The following is an 18301-nucleotide window of genomic DNA, read 5'->3' on the forward strand; positions in this document are numbered from 1 at the left end:
GATAACTGCAGATCAAGCACCGGAGGTATATAGGTATGGCGAAGATACTTGTAATAGAAGACAGTGAATCCATTTCAAATCTGATATGTATGAACCTTTCCGTGGTGGGATATGAGGTCAGGCCTGCCTTAGAGGGCCATGCCGCGCTTGGGATGATTGAGAGCGGCGAGCATTTTGATCTTGCCCTGGTCGATATCATGCTGCCGGGAATAGACGGATTCGAGCTCATGGGGCCGCTTGCCGCCAGAAATATCCCCGTCATATATCTCACTGCCAAAAATGATATTGAATCCAAGGTCCGAGGATTAAAGGGCGGTGCGGAAGACTATATCGTAAAGCCGTTTGAAGTGCTGGAGCTTCTCGTGCGCGTCGAAAAAGTGCTGAAACGCCGTGGCAATGCAGATACGACGATTACCGCAGGCGAGCTGGAGATTAAGACAGAGGAGCGCGTGGTCGAACGAAATGGCAGGCCGGTCAGTCTCAAACCGCGGGAGTTTGACTTTCTGGTGCTGCTTGCAAAGAACAAAAATGTGGCGCTGTCCAGGGAAAAGATACTGGCAGAAGTGTGGGGAATGGATTATATGGGAGAGACGCGTACTGTGGATGTGCATATCGCTCAGCTTCGCAGGAAGACAGGACTCAATATTCTCAGTGTTCCGAAGATCGGATACCGATTGGAAGACCGCCCATGAAAATATCCAGGAAGGTTACCATGATTTCCGTAGCCATAACCACGGCGGGGATTATTCTCTGCTGCGCCATCCTGCTGATCACAACGTCCCGAAACCATGTCAGCGGTGCCGTAGACAGCGGGATTGCCGAACTGAAGATGCTGTGCAGCTCGTTTCATGCCGAGATGGATGTCGCCGTAAGTGATAACAGCATGTCGGAAACAGCAAAAAACAGCCTCGCTCTCTACGTATTCCGGAAATACACGAGTGTCTCGGTCAGCGGTGCACACTATATTTTGAGTAATGGAGAAGGGGTCATGTACAACGATTGCCCGATCGATCCCAGGTCTTCACTGCCCCATTTAAAAGAGAGTTATGAAGAAGGAGATGACAACCGGACAGTTCCGGATGAAGCGCTTCTCTGGCCCAGTGCGGTCGTGAGCTATGACGGACGTCAGTATCTCGCCGTAGGGCATTACAGCCGCACACTGGGAGACAGTCTCAACTACGAACATGAAATTTATCTCGTGCGGGATATCACCGGTGTATACCGCGGGATTGCAGGGCTGGCTGTCTGGTTTGCATTAATAGCTGCTGCCGCGATACTCATCTGCGGAGTGACGATAACCGTTTTGGTTCGCCGTACCATGCGCCCGCTTGGCGCACTCGGAAAGAATGCCGCCGCGCTGGCAGACGGACAGTATGATACCCGTATTCGGATCCGGGGGAAAGACGAGATCGCTGAGCTTGGTACCAGCTTCAATAGGATGGCGGATGCGATCTCTCTTCATATAAAAACTCTGGAGGGTACGTCAGAGCAGCAAAAACTGCTGCTGGCGGCACTGACGCATGAATTGAAGACACCTATGACTGCTGTCATCGGTTATTCTGAAACCCTGATGAAGGTCAGTCTGACCCCAGGACAAACGGCGGACGCTGTCGCCTATATTAACCGCGAGTGCCGCCGCATCGAGCGGTTATCGCAGAAAATGATGCGTCTCATCACATTGCAGGACGGTGAGCCGCCCAGGATTGAGAGGCAGCCCGTGTCAAAGCTGTACGATGCTGTAAGAGATACGCTGACAGCGGCAGCACAAAAAGAGGGCATCATGCTGACGCTGACAGGCGAAGAAAACATATTCTTTGACATGGATATCGATATGATGGCAAGTGTGCTCATTAATCTTTTTGATAACGCACGCAAGGCAGGAGCCGGACATATTTCCGTCGAGGCAGGTCTGACAGGGATTCTGGTACAGGACGACGGCAGAGGTATCCCGGCAGCGGAGATTGGAAAGGTTACACAGCCCTTTTACACAGCTGATCAGTCATACAGCCGGCCGGCTGGAGGGAGTGGTCTCGGACTCGCACTTTGTGAACTGATCCTTAAGAAGCATAAGGCACGGCTTCATATTGAAAGCCGTCAGGGGGCAGGCACTGCAGTCAGTATCATTTTTGAAAAATAACACTTTGATCATATACTGCTGAATACATGAAAACCCGGAGGATATTACAATAAGGCTGGTGTTACTGATAACAATAAAAAAACAGTTAGAAAGGAGCCGGTTTTATGAAACGAATCATATCAGTTGTATTAACGCTTGTCACTGTCCTGTCTCTTTCTGCGTGTCAGTCTGCGGCGGTGAAAGAAAGCGCTGCTAATACGGGCATCAAAGCATTGGAGAAGGAACTGGTGAAGGTGAATACCGCCGGGGAGGAAAAGCCTGCCGGCAGCAGATGGCAGGAGGAATTAGAGACAAAAGACGGGGCGGTCCGCATTCATGTGGATGCCGGGATTCATGTGCCGGATCAGCAGCAATTATCGGTTGTGTCGTGTGTGCCTCGCGGTTTTACTTTGGATGAGGTGAGACATGCGGTTGATTTATTTTTCGGCGATGCCGATCTTTATGACAATTCATTGAGCGATAAGGACTGGCTGGAGTCTGAAATTTCAACACAAAAAGCAAATCTGGAGTACCTGAAAGAAAATGGGGGGTATCCCGAAGAAAACGGCGGGGAAGGTCCGCAGCCCGCGCCGGTGGAGGACCTGGAAGAAGAAATTGCCTGGCTCGGGGATATGATCACCCAGCTGGAGGCAGATTACGAGACTGTATCAAAAGGCGAATCTCCAGTCACAGAAATTGAGATGAAGGATAACGGTTCCGGCGGTGAATCGGTCAATATCAGAGACGGACAGACGCCGCCGATGGAATTCTGCGCTTACAATGACCGCGATGCTGACAAGATCACAGGTGCGGGAATGGAATACGATGTGTCGGGGCACGATTTTTCATTTGCCCGGCCGCTGCAGGATATGGAACAGCTTGACATTTCCATGTCGAGGGAGGAGGCTGAACGTGCGGCTCTGCAGACTGCCCTGGACTGCGGCATATCCGAATGTGAAATTGTGGCGGCGGGGAAGACATCGGCAGATGGACGGGAGACTTATGTTTTTACACTGAGCAGGCTGATCGGCGGCGTACCGGGGCTGCCTGTCAGTGACTTTGTGGGAACAAAGGCGTTTGGCGGTGACGGCAGAGATGACGGGGAACCCTGGAGACAGGAAACCATTCAGGTGATGGTCAATGATCAGGGCGTGGTCGGTTTCAAATGGGAATGCCCGCCCAGGATGCTTGAGACGGTCAATGATGACGTGGCGGTGAAAACTTATGAGGAGATCATCGGGACTGCGCGTGTGATTCTGCCGCTGCAGGCGGAAGCGGAGGTCTCTGCTGATGAGGAACACAGGGAAGTTACCATAAGCGAAGTGACGCTTTCCATGATGCGGGTTGCCAGAGCAGGCGCGGGTGATGAGTATTATTATCTGCCGGTCTGGGATTTTATGGGATACTATGGAGAAAGCATAGATACGGATATTAGCGAAGATCACCCGGCTGCACTTAAGTCTTTCCTTACATTGAACGCAGTGGACGGCAGTGTGATAGACAGGGGGGCAGGTTATTGAAAATATTTTTTGTACAGACTGATCATGCAATACCTCTGTCGTATTCCGGTTTGTTATATGCAAAGTTTTTGATTGAATTTTTCAGTAAATAGTGGTATGTTAAATAAAAGCTAACATAAGGATTAAGAACATAAAAATTAGATAAGGATCACGGTCAGGTGCTTGCACCTGTTTAACTGGAATCCGGTGAGAATCCGGAACAGCCTATCTCTACTGTGTGGGGGACGAACGGGCAGTATGCCACTGGAGCGATAATTCTGGGAAGGCGCCTTAGTAGGACGAACCTGAGTCAGTATACAACAACGTGATCTGTGAAAAAGATATTCGTAAGCATGGCGAATAGAGTATAAAGAAGTGCAGGCCATCTCCCCGTAAGGGGAGATTTGTTGTTTCTTGAGGGAAGGTTAAACTCTCCGCGCAGCAACAATATCCGGCTGACGGCCAATATCAATCTATGATGAGAGGTTTACATAAGTTGATGCCGGGTTTTAAAACTGCACTTTTTAACTGGAGCCTTTGCCGGGCTCCTTTTTTAGTTGGCAGGAGATACCGGCGGAATTCCCCGTCAATCAAAAATACTCTGCAAGAATCCAGCGATTACTTACCTGAAATGACTGAAAAACGAACCGGACTCATGCCGTGCGCTGACAAAATCAACAGGGTAAAGGGAGTCCAAATGAAAAATGGTAAGAGAAATGACCGCAGGGAGAAACAAAACTACTGGAAGCCGGGAGAAACACTGACATCGAGAGACAGGGAGATGCTGCATGTGGTGCTGCAGATGTACCGCACACTCGGTTATACTCCGACAAAACAGGAGGTTCCGAATGCCGGGAGCCTGAAAAAACGCTTTCGGACCTGGAAACGGGTGATGGAGGCCGCAGGGCTGCCGTATCTGAATGACAGCGGACAGATGCGCAAGAAGCAGAAGGCGCTGGAGTGGAAAAATGGCATGGCGGGGCTGTGAAGGATATCGGTTATAGCGGGGCACTGCTCCGATATATAAAACATTCATATAAAACATTCTCGAAAGACGGAGGATGAAAGAGAAGGAGGACGACATGAAAAAGAACTTACAGCAGACGACAGAACAATACGGGCGGAGGAGCCCGAGGGCTTTCTACCGGACGATGACGGGAGTTTTGACCGCCGTTATGGTGGGCGGGGCTGCAGCCCCGGCGATTCCGGTGCTGGCGGATGAACAGGAATCCGCGTGTGCCCTGCAGTTCGGTGTGGACGGGATCGCAAACCCGACGCCCGGGGAAGAGGGTGCCGCCGCTTGGGACGGTGATTATGTTTACCTGGGGCAGTATCAGCAGACGCTGGATGAAGACACGGGGGAGTTCCTGACGGAGCCGATTAAATGGAAGGTGCTCGATACCGGCAGCTCCGCCAATCTGGACGCGGAGGAAAAGGGCGATGCCATGTATCTGCTGTCCGATCAGATCCTGGATATGTGCGACTACTATCTGGAAAAGCCCCAGGTCGCAACCTGGGAGGAGAGTTACTTAAAGGAATGGCTGAACACCACCTTTGCCGCCGCCGCGTTCACAGAACGGGAGTTGAGCATGCTGGCTGACACGTCAGGCGCGGGATATCAGGCGGGTTTGGATTTTGAGCTGGTGCCGGATGTCGGCGGGGTGAAAGTATTTGCGCCTTCCGGCAGCGAGCTGACAAATACCGCATACGGCTTTGAGACATCGACTAGACCTTCGGATTCGAGAAGGGTGCTGGTAACAGACTATGCGGCTTATCTGGGAGCGACCATACGGGATGGTTTTGGAAAGGCAACCCTGCGGTCCTCGCGAGGGACAAGGGCTCATTATTGGTCGCTTTCTACAGATGGAAGTGTGGGAATGGGAAGCGGGATAAACGGAGGCGCTATGCCGGCGGTGCAGCTGGAGATAGAGAAGATTCTGTTCTCGGAGCCGGCGCAGGAAGAGGGCGCATGGGAGCTGACATTTGAAGATGACAGTCAACAGGTGGAGATCCTCTCTGCCTCGTTCAAAAATAATACGGCGTCCATCAGCTTCGAGGGCGCTACCGTCGGTGAAGGCCAGCAGGTATCCGCCGTTATCACGGACAGTGAAGGGGCAGAGATTATAAGCTATGAGAAGGTGGCGGATACGTCAGAACATGCAGCCGGAAGCGGAACCATCGCGCTGCCGGAAGGCTTTGAGGAGAACGGATACAGGGTGCTGGTGTTCTCTGAGCAGGAGCAGGACGGCGTGCTTCCGGACTATGCGGGCAGCCCGCAGGAAGTGACGTTGACGAAAGAAGTCACGAAGGTAGAAGGGATCTCGCTGGATAAAACATCGCTGAGCTTCAACACGAAATGGGATAAGAAGCGCCTGACTGCCAGCCTGGCTCCGGCGGATGCGGATAATCAGCAGGTCATATGGACCACCAGCAATGCGAAGGTTGCACGGGTGGCGGCGGATGGCGAAGTGATGGCGGTCAACGACGGCACGGCGACCATAACGGCCACTTCTGCGGATGGAAACAAGAAGGCGACCTGTAAGGTGACGGTTAAAGGTTCGATGCCGGATTATTCGGTGCTGAGCAGGGTGACGCCGTGGGGATCCCAGACTTTGAAGGTCAGCTGGGAGAAAGGGTACAACGTAAACGGATACTGTATCTACCGCGCCACGTCACAAAACGGCGCCTACAAATATGTCGCACATATCGGAAACGGATCCACGACATCCTATATGGACACCCGGCTGACGTCGGGTACGACATACTACTATAAAGTGCGTGCATACCGCACCGTGAATGGGAAAAACGTGTTTGGCGGAATGTCGAAGCAGGTGATCAGCGCCAAACCGGTTCCGGCACCGGTGAAGAACATGAATGGAACAGGTGGAAGCAGGCAGGTGAAGCTGAACTGGAGCCAGGTAAACGGTGCCAGCGGCTATCAGGTGTACCGCAAGTTTTCGAAAAACGGCCCGTGGCATTACGTGGCACAGACCGGTAAGGGCACCGCGACTTCCTACACACACAAAGGACTGACAAGCGGCAAGACGTATTACTATAAGGTGCGGGCATACCGTACGGTGAACGGCGCCAAAATATATGGAGCATACTCCGCGGAAAAGGCGGTTAAGGCTAAATAAACCAATGCATAAAGGAGGACAAAATTATGCAAAGAGAAAGAAGAAACAAAAAACTTTGGGCAGTGATGCTCACACTGGTCATGGGACTGACCATGATGCTTTCGTCGGTGACGGCGTTTGCATCCACTACGGACGCGGCGGACAGCCTGGTGAGTTCAATTTACATGGATACTGACACACCGGCGAGCTATTCGTTCAACACGGTGACACCGGAGGAAGGGTCGGGCTATCCGGAGGATACGAAGTATTACTTCGATGCGATCCTGCCGACGACCTCCAATCTGGACAGTGTGAATGTGGAGGTGGAATTAAACAGCGCCGGCACGATCACCTTTAACGGAATAACAAAAGATAATACTGATTATGAAATGTTCACAGGCGTCGACCTGAACCAGGGCAAGACTCTGACGGTCACGGTTGGCAATGTTACCAGAACATACCGTGTGTGTGCCGTTATCACAGGCAACGTAAATGTAAAATTTGCTGTCCGCACAGATCAGGCGGAAGCATACGGAACGGCAAACAATGATGCTTCGATCAAACTGGCTGCACAGAATATCCGCGTTCCGCAGAATGACGCTACCGGATATCTGGAATTTTCAATGCCTGCAGGCTCTACAGTCATGGATGCACTGGAGTTCGTGACACAAGACACAGACAATGCATTTGGAGCATATTATGCAGCGATCAATCCGATCGGGGCGGCAAATAATTACATCTCCCGTATGGAGGTAACAAAAGACAGCATTCTCTATCCGTTGGGCGAGTTTACCTGTGGTTCTATGAGCGGCTGGATGTACTGGGCAAATGGCGAACTTCCGATGGTCGGCGCAGGAAATTATGTATTAAATGACAATGCGATCATCGACTGGAAATATATTGTAGATTACAGTACCGTTTGGGGCTAAGCATTGTAGAAAAATAGTCATAAAAGGCTGCGCACAGCCGGGATATCCGGCTGTGCGGCAGCCCTTTTGGGCATTAAAAGGAGAGCTAATGTGAAGAAAAGAAGAGGAAAGCAACGATTCACAGCCCTGCTGCTGGCGGCCTGTATGCTGGTAACGGCGGTGCCGGCATGGGCAGCGGAACTTCCGGAGACGGAAGTAATGACAGCGGAGGAAGAACAGCAGACTTATCGTATAGACTGTCAGCCTTATGTAAGTTACACGGCGGATGATATAGGCGACAGCTTATCTTATGGCTCCAGCACGATAGGCGCTTGGGCTTGTATGGAGGAGGGGGTAGACGCGGGGACTCCGGGTGCAATGCATTCGTTGCGGTTGAACGAAGGAGTAGAAGATCTTCTCCGAGCCAGAGTGATTGAAGTCCGTGCTGATGGGCTGGATGTGACTGAAGAACAAAAAGCTGAGCTGCTCGATGTGGCGCTGCACGGCGGCAGATTTACTTTCGAGATGCCGGAAAATGACGTGGAATTCAAGGTAGTTGCCTATTTCGATTCGGAGATCCAGCTGGGGAGTCAGGTGACGGGCGGCAGCATCGAGATTGACAATGAATACCCGATTACAGGAGAGCATGTGTCTATCCGGGCGGTTGCCGACGAAGGCTATCGGTTTGTACAGTGGAAATCGATTGGAAGCAGGTCGTGGAATATGGATCTGGCGAGTGAACTGGATCAGGCGGTGACGGAAGCCGAAAATGGATTCGTGCTGCCTCGGTTACTGCGTTCGGAGCATAACTGGAGGAAACCGGTTGTTCAGGTTGTCCCGGAGTTTGAAGAGATCCAGGATACTTCGTTTTCCGTGACCTTTCAGACGGAAGAGGGAAGCGGAGAGAATCCGCCTGCGCTGCAGCAGGTGAAAGGAGATACCTTCTCACTTCCGGATAACCCCTATACATTTGAAGGCCATGATTTCTTAGGCTGGTCAGACGGGGACAACATCTATCAGCCGGGGGACAGCTATACCATGCCTCACAAGAGTGTGGTGTTCACAGCACAGTGGAGAAGCAGTGCATTGCGGGATGTGTGGTTCAAGGCGGAGGAGGATACAGCTCCCCAGTCACTGGGGATCGATGCCAGACCGGAAGGCGATACGTTTGCATTGCCCGAGAACACATTCAAACATTCCGGGGAACTTGGTTATGATTTTGCGGGCTGGTCAGACGGAGAACATACCTACCAGCCGGGCGATACCTATACCATAGGTCCGGAGGATGTGGTTTTTACCGCTCAGTGGAAACGCTATTACAAATTCACAGTTGATCAGACTAATGAGAAATGGAGGGCGCGTTCTGAGCTTTTCCTGCTGCCACAGGACAATCAGGTGCTGCGGAAATTGAAGAATGAAAACCGGGCGCCGGTTGAACCGGTAGAAAACCTTACCTGGGGAATGACGTACTTTAATCAGCCGGAATTTTATCATGAATTCGCAGGTATCACCATCAATGGGATCAATTATACAAAAGACACGGTATTGGAAAGCACAGACTATTTTTCAGGCACTGTGAAGATCCATATCACTGGCAGCGACGTTCCGAATGAAGAGGGCTACGCATATGGATATGTGGAATTTTTAAATGGGGAATTCCGGGAAGACGTAAAACTCTTCGGCAATTTCGAGAAACAGCCGTTTAAAACGAACACGGCACAGATCAATGAGTTTTCTGTGGGAGATGCAAAGGGCAGCATCGAGGAAAACGAGATTCTGGTGCGTCTCGGTGATGAAGCAGATCTGACAAAAGTAACGCCCGACATTAAAATATCCGATGGAGCAGCCGTAGTCCCCGGCAGCGGCGAAACACAGGACTTCACCGATCCGGTGATCTATACCGTAACTTCAAGAAACGGCAAAGTATCAAGAAGCTATAAGGTGACGGTTGTCAAGCTTCGTGACGCGATCACGGAGGCGATGCCGTCTCAGATTACACAGGGAATCGCGTCCAACAAAGATTCGTCCGGAAAGATTCTTGGAAAAAATCTCTCCCAGGTGAGCTCTACCAACACGGACTGGGTGGCATTCGGCATGGGACGGTACGGTTATGTGCAGCCGGACGGAAGTGTGCAGATGCTGTATAAGGATGAGGAAGGAAGAGAGGCTTTCCTTGAGGCAATGAAAGCGTATATGGAAAAGATGTACGCGGAAAATGACGGCGTCCTGTCTAAAGACAAGGCAACGGAATGGCAGAGGGCAATTCTGGCAATTGCAGCGCTCGGGGGAGACCCGACAAATTTTGGCACCTATAACGGAGAACCGATTGATCTGGTAGCAGACGGGACATACAACTGTAAGATTGAACCCGGAAAACAGGGAGTTAATGGAGAGGCATTTGCACTGCTCGCCAAAAATACGCTGGACTATGAGATTCCTGACAGTGTACAGTATTCCGATGAATATCTGATTACCTCCATCTTAAGCAAGCAGCTCCGCGTGGATGGAAAATACGTGGGATGGGATGTCAGGCCGACGGCGACGGCGTCAGACCCTGATATGACGGGGATGATCATTCAGGCTTTGGCTCCTTATTACTGGGATGATATCGAATACACCTATGACAATGTGAAAACAGGTGAGTCCCGGACGGTGACGGTGCGTCAGGTTGTGGACGAGGCGCTGGATGCCCTGGGAGAACTCCAGACGGAGTATGGCGATTACATCTGTTACGGGGACCGCAATGTAGAGTCTACGGTACAGGTACTGGTGGCGATCACGTCGCTGGGAATCGATCCTCTGACCGACGAACGCTTCATAAAAAATGGCAATACACTCATCGATGGTATCCAGAGCTTCAGTCTTTCAGGCGGCGGATACGAGCACATGCTGGGGGGCGGCTGGAATTACATGGCGACAGACCAGGGGAATTATGGCATGGTAGCCGCATGGCGCTACTTCAACGGCATGCGCAGCCTCTACGACATGCGTCCGGAATTTACCGATGAGCAGAAAGCACAGATTCAGTCTGTCAAAGACACCATCGACGCGGCACTGGCGAAAAAAGGGCAGGATGACTACTATGAGGCGCTGGCGGCGGCAAAGCAGACATATGACGATGCGGTGGCAGGTTTTACGGATCCGACGCTGCGCAGCTATATTACGAACTATTGGGAACTGATGGATGCCATCCCGGATGAGAATGACAGGGCAGCTGAGGTTATCCAAAAGATCGATGCGATCGGCACCGTGACTCTTGAGAGTGAGGCGGCGATCAAAGAGGCGCGTGAGGCGTATGATGCACTCACGGAAGAGGAGCAGGCGCTGGTGACAAATAGCCGGACATTGGCAGACGCGGAAAAAGCGCTGGCGGATCTTCGGAAAGAGAAGCTGGAACAAGAGGCAAAGGCAGTAAAAGATATGATTGCATCCCTCGGCACGGTGACGCTGAAGGATGAGGCGGCGGTGCTAAAAGCACGCGATGCTTATGAGCGGTTATCTCCGCAGGCAAAGGAACTGGTAGACAATTACGGGGTACTGACAGATGCGGAGGCGGCGGTTCAGTCTTTGAAAGCGGAGCAGAATGCATTTGTATCCGGAAAGCCGTCCGTAAAGACACAGTCCCTCGGAATCAACAACCTCAAAGTCAGCTGGAACTCATATGAAAATGCCGACAGTTATGAGGTTTACCGAAAGGCTTCAGGAAAGACATTCCAGAAGATAGCCACGGTGAAAGGACTGACCTATACGGATAAGACGGCGGTGACCGGAAACACATATTATTATGCGGTTAAGGCGGTCAGCAAAAAATGGGGAAGTACGGTTTACAGTGATTATGTCACGAACGTGACAGGGAAAGTTCTGCCGGCGAGGGCAAAGATCACAAATGCACAGTCCATTGGATACAACAAGGCAAAGATCACCTGGGACAAGGTAAGCGGAGCCACAGGCTACCGCCTGTATTATAAGATAACGGCAAACGGATCATGGAAATATGTCACAGAGATCAATAACGGGAACACCACGTCCTTTGCTCAGTCCGGACTGACTTCCGGAAGGGATTACTACTATGTGGTACGTGCATACCGGACGGTTAATGGTATCAAGCATTTTGGCGCTGATTCTGAGGTAAAGAGTGTGCGGCCGGTACCGTGGATCGTGAAGATCTCGAAAGTGACAGCCGGAACCGGACAGGCAAAGGTCACCTGGGGTAAGATACCGGGAGCCACCGGCTACAGTCTGTACTATAAGACATCCAAAAACGGTGCATGGCAGTATGCTGCCCATATTGGAAACGGCAGCACGACATCTTACACGGACAAAGGGCTGAAGAAAGGGCAGACCGTATACTACCGGATGCGCGCATACCGGAAAGTAAGCGGTAAGCAGGTATTTGGCGGATATTCGGCAGAGAAATCTGTGAAGATAAAATAGCTATTGTATCTTATGAGGGAGGCATTGAAAAGCTTACGCGGGAAAACGAAAAACGCATGATAGATATGTGGAGGTGGAAGAATGAAACACCATTTTTGGCGTATAGATACGTGGTTTCTGATGTAAAGAAAGGCAAATATTATAATGTAGATGTGCATTACCTGTACAATCTGCAGGATGCATCTTATTCATACAGAGAGGATGGTTATTCGACTCGATAAATGAAAATACAAAAACACCGGTTTCGAAAAATATTTCGGACCGGTGTTTGCTTTGCATATAAAGGAGCAATGTTCCCTGCATCAGGTTTGGCGGAATTTCCGTTTATTCTCGTACATGTCCAGATCGGCTCTGTGGACGGCATCCTGAATACTCTGTGTGATATCCCCCTGACTCGTGTCAACATACGCGTAACCGCGCGCCAGAGACACCGGAAACGGGCTATTTATATTGTGTTCTTCGAGTGCAAGGTCAAGTTTTCTGCTGTAGGTCTCAGGGCTGCAGTCAGGGCCTTCCAGGATAACGATAAATTCATCACCGCCGATCCGGTAACAGTTTCCGAAGTCAGAAAATGTCTGCCGGATACACCTGGCGGCGCCCTTCAGCAGCACATCGCCCGCATTATGTCCGTGCTGGTCATTCGTCTCCTTCAGAAAGTTCACATCCATCATGACCAGCAGGATATTGCCGGAAGAGGGTGAACTCTGTTTCAGCAGTTCCAGCTTCTCAAGATAGGCGGCGTGATTTCCGATATGTGTAAGAGAATCCGTCATTGCAAGTTTTTGATATGTCTGTACCTTCATATTTTCCTGCAGCAGTTCCATGTATTTTTTCCAGGAAAGAAACACCAGTGTTCCGATGAAGATAAGCAGCCCCCAGCGAAAAAACCTGCGGCTGTTCTTAAAATAATCGAGATAAAAACTCAGCACCTCGATCACGACTGCGGCGGTCAGGATCATGATGGCTGCGAGAATGACTTTTGCGTAATAAGAGTGATTCATTTTTAAATCCCGAATCAGGAAATACAATAGCCAGACACACGTGATCCCTAAAAACAGGTGGCTGATGAACAACATCTGAGGAAAGTCGGCGATGCCGCAGACATATAAGACGGACTGAATGATAATGTTGAGCAGCATGAGACAGCAAAGGATCTTTCCGCCGCGTTCTCTGCTATGACAGAGTTCAGAAATAAACAGCAGCATAAACACAGGGTTCAGCATGAAGCTGTAAAATGACAATATACAGACAAACACGACATTGTGGGTGAAGAGTTCCGGAAGTGAGGAATCTGTCAGGAGCCAGACCGCGCAGGAGGCAGTGAAAAGCCCCAGATAAAGAAACAGCGTATAGTAGGGATTTCGTTCCTTCAGGCGGGAAATTGCACTGCTCAGGAACAGGATGCCTGCCACGGCTGCGAGTACTCCGAGGCATACGATCAGCCCAAGGTTCTGGCGAAGTGTGGAGACGATGAGCGCCTCTTTGCTTCCGAGATGCATGGTACTTACGTAAATGCCGGGTTTGCTGTAATTGTTGGTGAAACGGATCATAATTGTTTTCTGGCTGTCTGATGAAGTTAAGGCAACTCTGCACGGGGCATTTCCCAGAAGCTGGCCCAGAATGGGCTTCTGTTCGATGCCGTATTCAAATACGCGCATGCCGTCGATGAGCACTTCCACCGACTGATAGGAATTTTCAAAGACCAGCCAGGTGGTGCCGGAAATCTGAGGCAGGGTATTTTCGATGGTGAGTGCATTTTCAGAATTTGATCCTGCATTGACAGGAAGCGTAAGCTCACTGCCGTTTTCAGTGGTCCAGCCGGAATTAAAGGTCTGTACATCCGAACTTTCCCAGTCGGTCACTGAAAGTGTGGAACCAAAATATACGATGGCGAGTATTACAAAACAGACGGCAGCAGCGGGCAGGAACAGATAATAATGCCAGTTGGACTGTTTCGGATAAATCTTCTGGTTTGATTTCATAATGGTTTTTCTCCGACAATCTGAAAATTTCATACATTCAGTATAGCATAACAGGCTTGTCAGGGGAAATAACTTTCAAAAATCCTTTCCATGCGTTATAATAGAGAGGCAGCGAAAGAATGTCAGACAGAGTGACAGAGGTATTTATGAAGAAAAAGATATGCATAACCGCAGCGGCGGTACTCGGAGTTTTCGTGCTGGGTTTTGCAGCGCTTGTCACGTATCTTACGGTTAAGGAATATCAGCCGGATGATCAGGAGCGTGTAAAACGAAACGGAACGGGAACTGACACGATCAGAGAAGGGGACAGCCTGGGGGTGCTGACTTTTAACATCGGGTATGGTGCACTGGATAAAGCGCATGATTTCTTTATGGACGGTGGAAAGACCGTGAATGTTGAATCACGCAAAGTTGTACTCGACAATATGCAGGGAATCGCAGATACGATCTATGATGTAAAAGCGGATGTCGTATTCCTCCAGGAGGTTGACCGGGATTCCAAACGGTCTTATTACCTGGATGAGGCAGACTATCTGATGGAGGCAAATCCCGGATATGCGATGACATATGCGGCGAACTTCAGATGCAGTTATGTACCTTATCCGATTCCGACCATCGGGAAAGTGGAAGGCGGACTGACAACGCTCAGCCGGTATGACAGCCGGGAGAGTACGAGGATCGCGCTGCCCGCCTCCTTTAAATGGCCGGTACGTGTGGCACAGCTGAAGCGCTGCCTGCTGGTGGAACGTGTTCAGCTGGAGGACTCAGATCAAGAACTGGTGCTGGTGAATCTGCATCTGGAGGCTTACGATGACGGAGCCGGCAAAGAGGCGCAGACAAAAGTGCTGTTCGATTTTCTGCAGGGTGAATATGAAAAAGGAAATTACTGTATCGCCGGAGGAGACTTTAATCAGACATTTGACGGTTCCGGCGAAGAGGAATATCCTCTGATTAATGATAAATATTTTCAGCCGGGACGCATCGATACGTCGGCACTCGGTGAAGGGTGGAGCTTTGTAAATGATACGTCGGTTCCAACCTCGCGCCTGCTGAACGAACCGTATGATCCGAAGTCTGAAAACACACAGTATTATGTGATTGACGGTTTTATCCTGTCACCCAACGTAAGACTGGAAGGGGTGAAGACTCTGGAGCGGGGCTTTACGTATTCAGATCATAACCCTGTTATGGTGAAGGTGACATTGACACAGACAAAAGGCGGAGATGAAGAATGAAAAATCAACTGACAAAACAGGACATAAAAAAGATCCAGGAGGAAATCGAGCACCGGAAGCTCGTCGTTCGGAAAGAGGCTCTGGAGGCGGTGAAGGAAGCCCGTGCACACGGGGACTTGAGTGAAAACTTCGAGTACCATGCCGCAAAGAAGGATAAAAACCGCAACGAAAGCCGAATCCGGTATCTGGAACGTCTGCTGAAGACTTCAGAGATTGTCACGGACGATTCCAAAGAGGATGAGGTGGGGCTGAACAATACGGTGAAGCTGTACTTTGAAGACGATGATGAGACCGAGACGTATAAGCTTGTCACGTCCATTCGTGGGAACTCGCTGGATGGGAAGATCAGCACAGAATCTCCTATCGGGAGGGCGATTCTGGGACATAAAGCGGGAGAACGGGTCTTTGTAAAGGTAAATGAGACGGCCGGTTATTACGTTATCATACAGGAGATCGAAAAAACAAATGATGAAGATTCTGATAAGATAAGAAGTTTTTAGTGGGAGGAACGCCATGGCGGAATATCAGGATAATTATGAAAAAGTCCGTGAGGACTGGAAAAAGAAGGCAATAACCTGGAATTATGAGGAGCGGTATCGTGCTCTGGGGCTTCCGGGTTATTCGGAGCATGGAAAACTGCCCGTCATTTATTATGGAAGAAAATATGAGATCGACCGGGAAACCGGAAGCATCACGGATGCAGCGAATCCGGAACAGGTTCCTGATTTTTTTACACTGATGGATATCTACCATCTGTTTTATTATTCCAAAGAAAAACCGGTGCTCTCCGGGCAGTGGGTGGCATTTCAGGATGTGCCCCGTGCAAGCGTGTTCACAAAGGCATTTTTTGAGCAGACGGTGAATCCGTTCGCACGTGTGTTTGGCGGCAGGCTTGACCAGCTGCTGGAGGCGGGGGAAAAGCTGGGATTCGAGAGAATCCGCTATTCAGATGCGGGATTTCAGGCAATGGCATTTTCCTGCCTGCCGATCCGTTTTCTGTTCTGGGACGGAGATGAAGAATTTCCGGCAAAGGCAAACGTGTTGTTTGACGCCAACATAACAGATTTTATGCATGAGGAGACCGTTGTCATGGTTGCATCTGACGGCCTGAAGCGTTTGACTGAGGCTGCGGATCCGGGAAAAGAAGCACCGATGAACCGCTCGTACCGGGGATGGGTGAAAAAATGAGTATACAGCAGGGAGAGAACAAAAATGGCGATTGAAAAGGTAAGAGAATATTTCAGGCAGTATGGACTGGAGGAGAGAGTACAGGAGTTTGAGGTGTCATCCGCGACGGTTGAGCTGGCGGCGCAGGCGGTCGGATGTGAACCGAAAAGAATCGCAAAGACCCTTTCCTTCAAAGTGGACGACGGGTGTGTGCTGATCGTGACAGCCGGGGATGCGAAAATAGACAACGTCAAATATAAGGGCACCTTCCATACAAAAGCAAAAATGCTGTCATCGGAGGAAGTCGAAGATATGGTTGGGCACTCTGTCGGAGGCGTATGCCCATTTGCAGTCAACAGTGAAGTCCAGGTGTGCCTCGATGAATCACTGAGAAGGTTTGAGACAGTATTCCCTGCATGCGGGAGCAGCAGTAGCGCAATCGAACTCACCATTCCTGAACTTGAGAAATATTCAGGTTTTTCAAAGTGGGTGGATGTCTGCAAAAACTGGGAATAAGGCGGCAAGCAAGAATGTGAAAATCTGTCCGCAGCCCATCATAATTACCTGAAGATTCTGTGAAAATAAAAAGACATCTGTGCAATATTACGAAAGAATTGAGAAATAGGATTTGTTATGATATGATTAATGTATAAATCGGCGGACGATTTATATAGATCTGAACTTTGGAAGAGAGAAATCACAGTGAAGAGAGGAATTGGAGAATGAAGAAAGTAAGAATTGGTATTGTTGGGTTAGGAAGACTTGGACGTGCACATGCGAACAATCTGGCATTTGGCGTGCCGGCAGCTGAACTGGTTGCAGCCTGCTCCGTTGTTCCGGCGGAACTTGAGTATGCAAAAAACGAACTGGGTGTGGCTAAGACATACGCTGACTTTGGAGAAATGTGTCAGGATCCGGACATCGATGCAGTCGTGATCGTATCCCCGTCTACATTTCATCCGGAGCAGATTTCACTGGCATTAAAAGCCGGAAAACATATCTTCTGCGAGAAACCGCTTGCCGTTACACTCGACGAATGCTACGCAACAGAAAAAGAAGTAGAGCAGTACCCGGATCTCGTGTTTATGCTCGGCTTCATGCGCAGATATGATCCTTCCTATGCATATGCGAAGAAGAAAATCGATGAAGGCGCAATCGGCAAACCTTACCTCGTAAAAGCTACCGGAGTGGACCCGGATGCGGACGCAGAGAGCTTACTGGACAGCGGATACGTTCCGAAGAGCGGCGGCATCATGATGGATATGGCCAGCCATGATATCGACCTGATGCGCTGGTTCCTCGGTGATGATCCGGAAGAAGTATATGCGATCGGAAGCACGGTGAAACATCCGAGATTTGCTGAGCAGGGCGATGTTGAGACAGCATGCGCTACTTTCTCATTTAAGAATGGCGCCATGGGACAGCTTCATGTGGGAAGAGCTGCAGTACACGGCTATCATATTGAGACAGAGATCATCGGGACAGAGGGAAGCATCCGTGTGAGCCCGGTTCCGGCTAAGAATCTTGCAGTGATCTATGACAAACACGGTGTTGTTCAGGAATGTGTACGTAACTTCCCGGAACGTTTCCAGCAGGCATACGTGGAAGAGATGAAAGAATTCGTGGACTGTGTACAGAACGGAAAGAAACCTGGCGTTGTTGTACATGACGGAACTGCAGCTACACAGATCTGTGAAGCGGCACAGAAAGCACTGGTTACAAAAGGCGTTGTTAAAATCTGATATTTGTCAGAGAGGTATGGGAGTGTCTGATAAAGACGCTCCCATTTTTAAATTCGAAAAAAACACTCGGTTTATGTAATATATCTTGACAAATAACTTAGA

Annotated in this window: 13 protein-coding genes and 1 riboswitch; of the genes, 12 read left to right on the top strand and 1 reads right to left on the bottom strand. The window is 50.1% G+C overall.

From position 1 onward, the window contains the following. Positions 1-35: 35 nt before the first annotated feature. The 7 genes from NQ502_RS12075 (at position 36) to NQ502_RS12105 (ending at position 12073) form a co-directional block, all read left to right on the top strand. Positions 36-692, top strand: a complete 657-nt coding sequence (locus NQ502_RS12075; protein WP_028529553.1) for a response regulator transcription factor — start codon at positions 36-38, stop codon at positions 690-692. Then, entirely contained in the window at positions 689-2137 is a 1449-nt protein-coding gene (locus NQ502_RS12080; RefSeq protein ID WP_028529552.1) for a sensor histidine kinase, read from the top strand. The genes NQ502_RS12075 and NQ502_RS12080 overlap by 4 nt, the downstream gene beginning before the upstream one ends. 104 nt (positions 2138-2241) lie before the next feature. Next, positions 2242-3636, top strand: coding sequence for a DUF6034 family protein (locus NQ502_RS12085; RefSeq protein ID WP_028529551.1), 1395 nt, complete (start codon positions 2242-2244; stop codon positions 3634-3636). Between the two features lie 133 nt (positions 3637-3769). After that, positions 3770-3958: riboswitch (cobalamin riboswitch) on the top strand. A gap of 354 nt (positions 3959-4312) precedes the next feature. Then, positions 4313-4603 (top strand): homing endonuclease associated repeat-containing protein, encoded by a 291-nt coding sequence (locus NQ502_RS12090; protein ID WP_028529550.1) that lies wholly within the window; start codon positions 4313-4315, stop codon positions 4601-4603. A 94-nt stretch (positions 4604-4697) separates the two neighbouring features. After that, a complete protein-coding gene (locus NQ502_RS12095; protein ID WP_049898332.1) occupies positions 4698-6752 on the top strand; it encodes a fibronectin type III domain-containing protein in 2055 nt (684 codons plus the stop codon). A 26-nt stretch (positions 6753-6778) separates the two neighbouring features. Further along, positions 6779-7660 carry a DUF4430 domain-containing protein gene (locus NQ502_RS12100; RefSeq protein ID WP_028529549.1) on the top strand — a complete coding sequence of 294 codons (882 nt, stop codon included), beginning with the start codon at positions 6779-6781 and terminating at the stop codon, positions 7658-7660. A gap of 90 nt (positions 7661-7750) precedes the next feature. Next, positions 7751-12073, top strand: a complete 4323-nt coding sequence (locus NQ502_RS12105; RefSeq protein ID WP_028529548.1) for an InlB B-repeat-containing protein — start codon at positions 7751-7753, stop codon at positions 12071-12073. Between the two features lie 302 nt (positions 12074-12375). On the opposite strand, the gene NQ502_RS12110 is transcribed toward NQ502_RS12105, so the two are convergent. After that, positions 12376-14055: a sensor domain-containing diguanylate cyclase gene (locus NQ502_RS12110; protein WP_028529547.1), complete on the bottom strand. Its 1680-nt coding sequence runs from the start codon at positions 14053-14055 to the stop codon at positions 12376-12378. A gap of 146 nt (positions 14056-14201) precedes the next feature. Between NQ502_RS12110 and NQ502_RS12115 the strand changes: the two genes are divergently transcribed. The 5 genes from NQ502_RS12115 (at position 14202) to iolG (ending at position 18199) form a co-directional block, all read left to right on the top strand. Next, positions 14202-15290: an endonuclease/exonuclease/phosphatase family protein gene (locus NQ502_RS12115; protein WP_028529546.1), complete on the top strand. Its 1089-nt coding sequence runs from the start codon at positions 14202-14204 to the stop codon at positions 15288-15290. Further along, the gene (gene greA, locus NQ502_RS12120) at positions 15287-15790 is read left to right on the top strand and encodes a transcription elongation factor GreA (protein WP_028529545.1); all 504 of its coding nucleotides are present in this window, start codon (positions 15287-15289) and stop codon (positions 15788-15790) included. The genes NQ502_RS12115 and greA overlap by 4 nt, the downstream gene beginning before the upstream one ends. Positions 15791-15803: 13 nt before the next feature. Continuing rightward, a complete protein-coding gene (locus NQ502_RS12125) occupies positions 15804-16478 on the top strand; it encodes a DUF3786 domain-containing protein (RefSeq protein ID WP_044983461.1) in 675 nt (224 codons plus the stop codon). Positions 16479-16502: 24 nt separating this feature from the next. Then, a complete protein-coding gene (locus NQ502_RS12130) occupies positions 16503-16973 on the top strand; it encodes a YbaK/EbsC family protein (RefSeq protein ID WP_028529544.1) in 471 nt (156 codons plus the stop codon). A gap of 206 nt (positions 16974-17179) precedes the next feature. Then, entirely contained in the window at positions 17180-18199 is a 1020-nt protein-coding gene (gene iolG / locus NQ502_RS12135) for an inositol 2-dehydrogenase (RefSeq protein ID WP_028529543.1), read from the top strand. Positions 18200-18301: the final 102 nt, after the last annotated feature.

This window comes from Ruminococcus gauvreauii (assembly GCF_025151995.1).
In the GTDB taxonomy this organism is placed as follows: domain Bacteria; phylum Bacillota; class Clostridia; order Lachnospirales; family Lachnospiraceae; genus Ruminococcus_G; species Ruminococcus_G gauvreauii.

Excerpts from the sequence above, each read along its gene's own strand:
- NQ502_RS12075 (WP_028529553.1), top strand. The coding sequence starts at position 36 with ATGGCGAAGATACTTGTAATAGAAGACAGTGAATCCATTTCAAATCTG.
- NQ502_RS12080 (WP_028529552.1), top strand. The coding sequence starts at position 689 with ATGAAAATATCCAGGAAGGTTACCATGATTTCCGTAGCCATAACCACG.
- NQ502_RS12085 (WP_028529551.1), top strand. The coding sequence starts at position 2,242 with ATGAAACGAATCATATCAGTTGTATTAACGCTTGTCACTGTCCTGTCT.
- NQ502_RS12090 (WP_028529550.1), top strand. The coding sequence starts at position 4,313 with ATGAAAAATGGTAAGAGAAATGACCGCAGGGAGAAACAAAACTACTGG.
- NQ502_RS12095 (WP_049898332.1), top strand. The coding sequence starts at position 4,698 with ATGAAAAAGAACTTACAGCAGACGACAGAACAATACGGGCGGAGGAGC.
- NQ502_RS12100 (WP_028529549.1), top strand. The coding sequence starts at position 6,779 with ATGCAAAGAGAAAGAAGAAACAAAAAACTTTGGGCAGTGATGCTCACA.
- NQ502_RS12110 (WP_028529547.1), bottom strand. The coding sequence starts at position 14,055 with ATGAAATCAAACCAGAAGATTTATCCGAAACAGTCCAACTGGCATTAT.
- NQ502_RS12115 (WP_028529546.1), top strand. The coding sequence starts at position 14,202 with ATGAAGAAAAAGATATGCATAACCGCAGCGGCGGTACTCGGAGTTTTC.
- greA (WP_028529545.1), top strand. The coding sequence starts at position 15,287 with ATGAAAAATCAACTGACAAAACAGGACATAAAAAAGATCCAGGAGGAA.
- NQ502_RS12125 (WP_044983461.1), top strand. The coding sequence starts at position 15,804 with ATGGCGGAATATCAGGATAATTATGAAAAAGTCCGTGAGGACTGGAAA.
- NQ502_RS12130 (WP_028529544.1), top strand. The coding sequence starts at position 16,503 with ATGGCGATTGAAAAGGTAAGAGAATATTTCAGGCAGTATGGACTGGAG.
- iolG (WP_028529543.1), top strand. The coding sequence starts at position 17,180 with ATGAAGAAAGTAAGAATTGGTATTGTTGGGTTAGGAAGACTTGGACGT.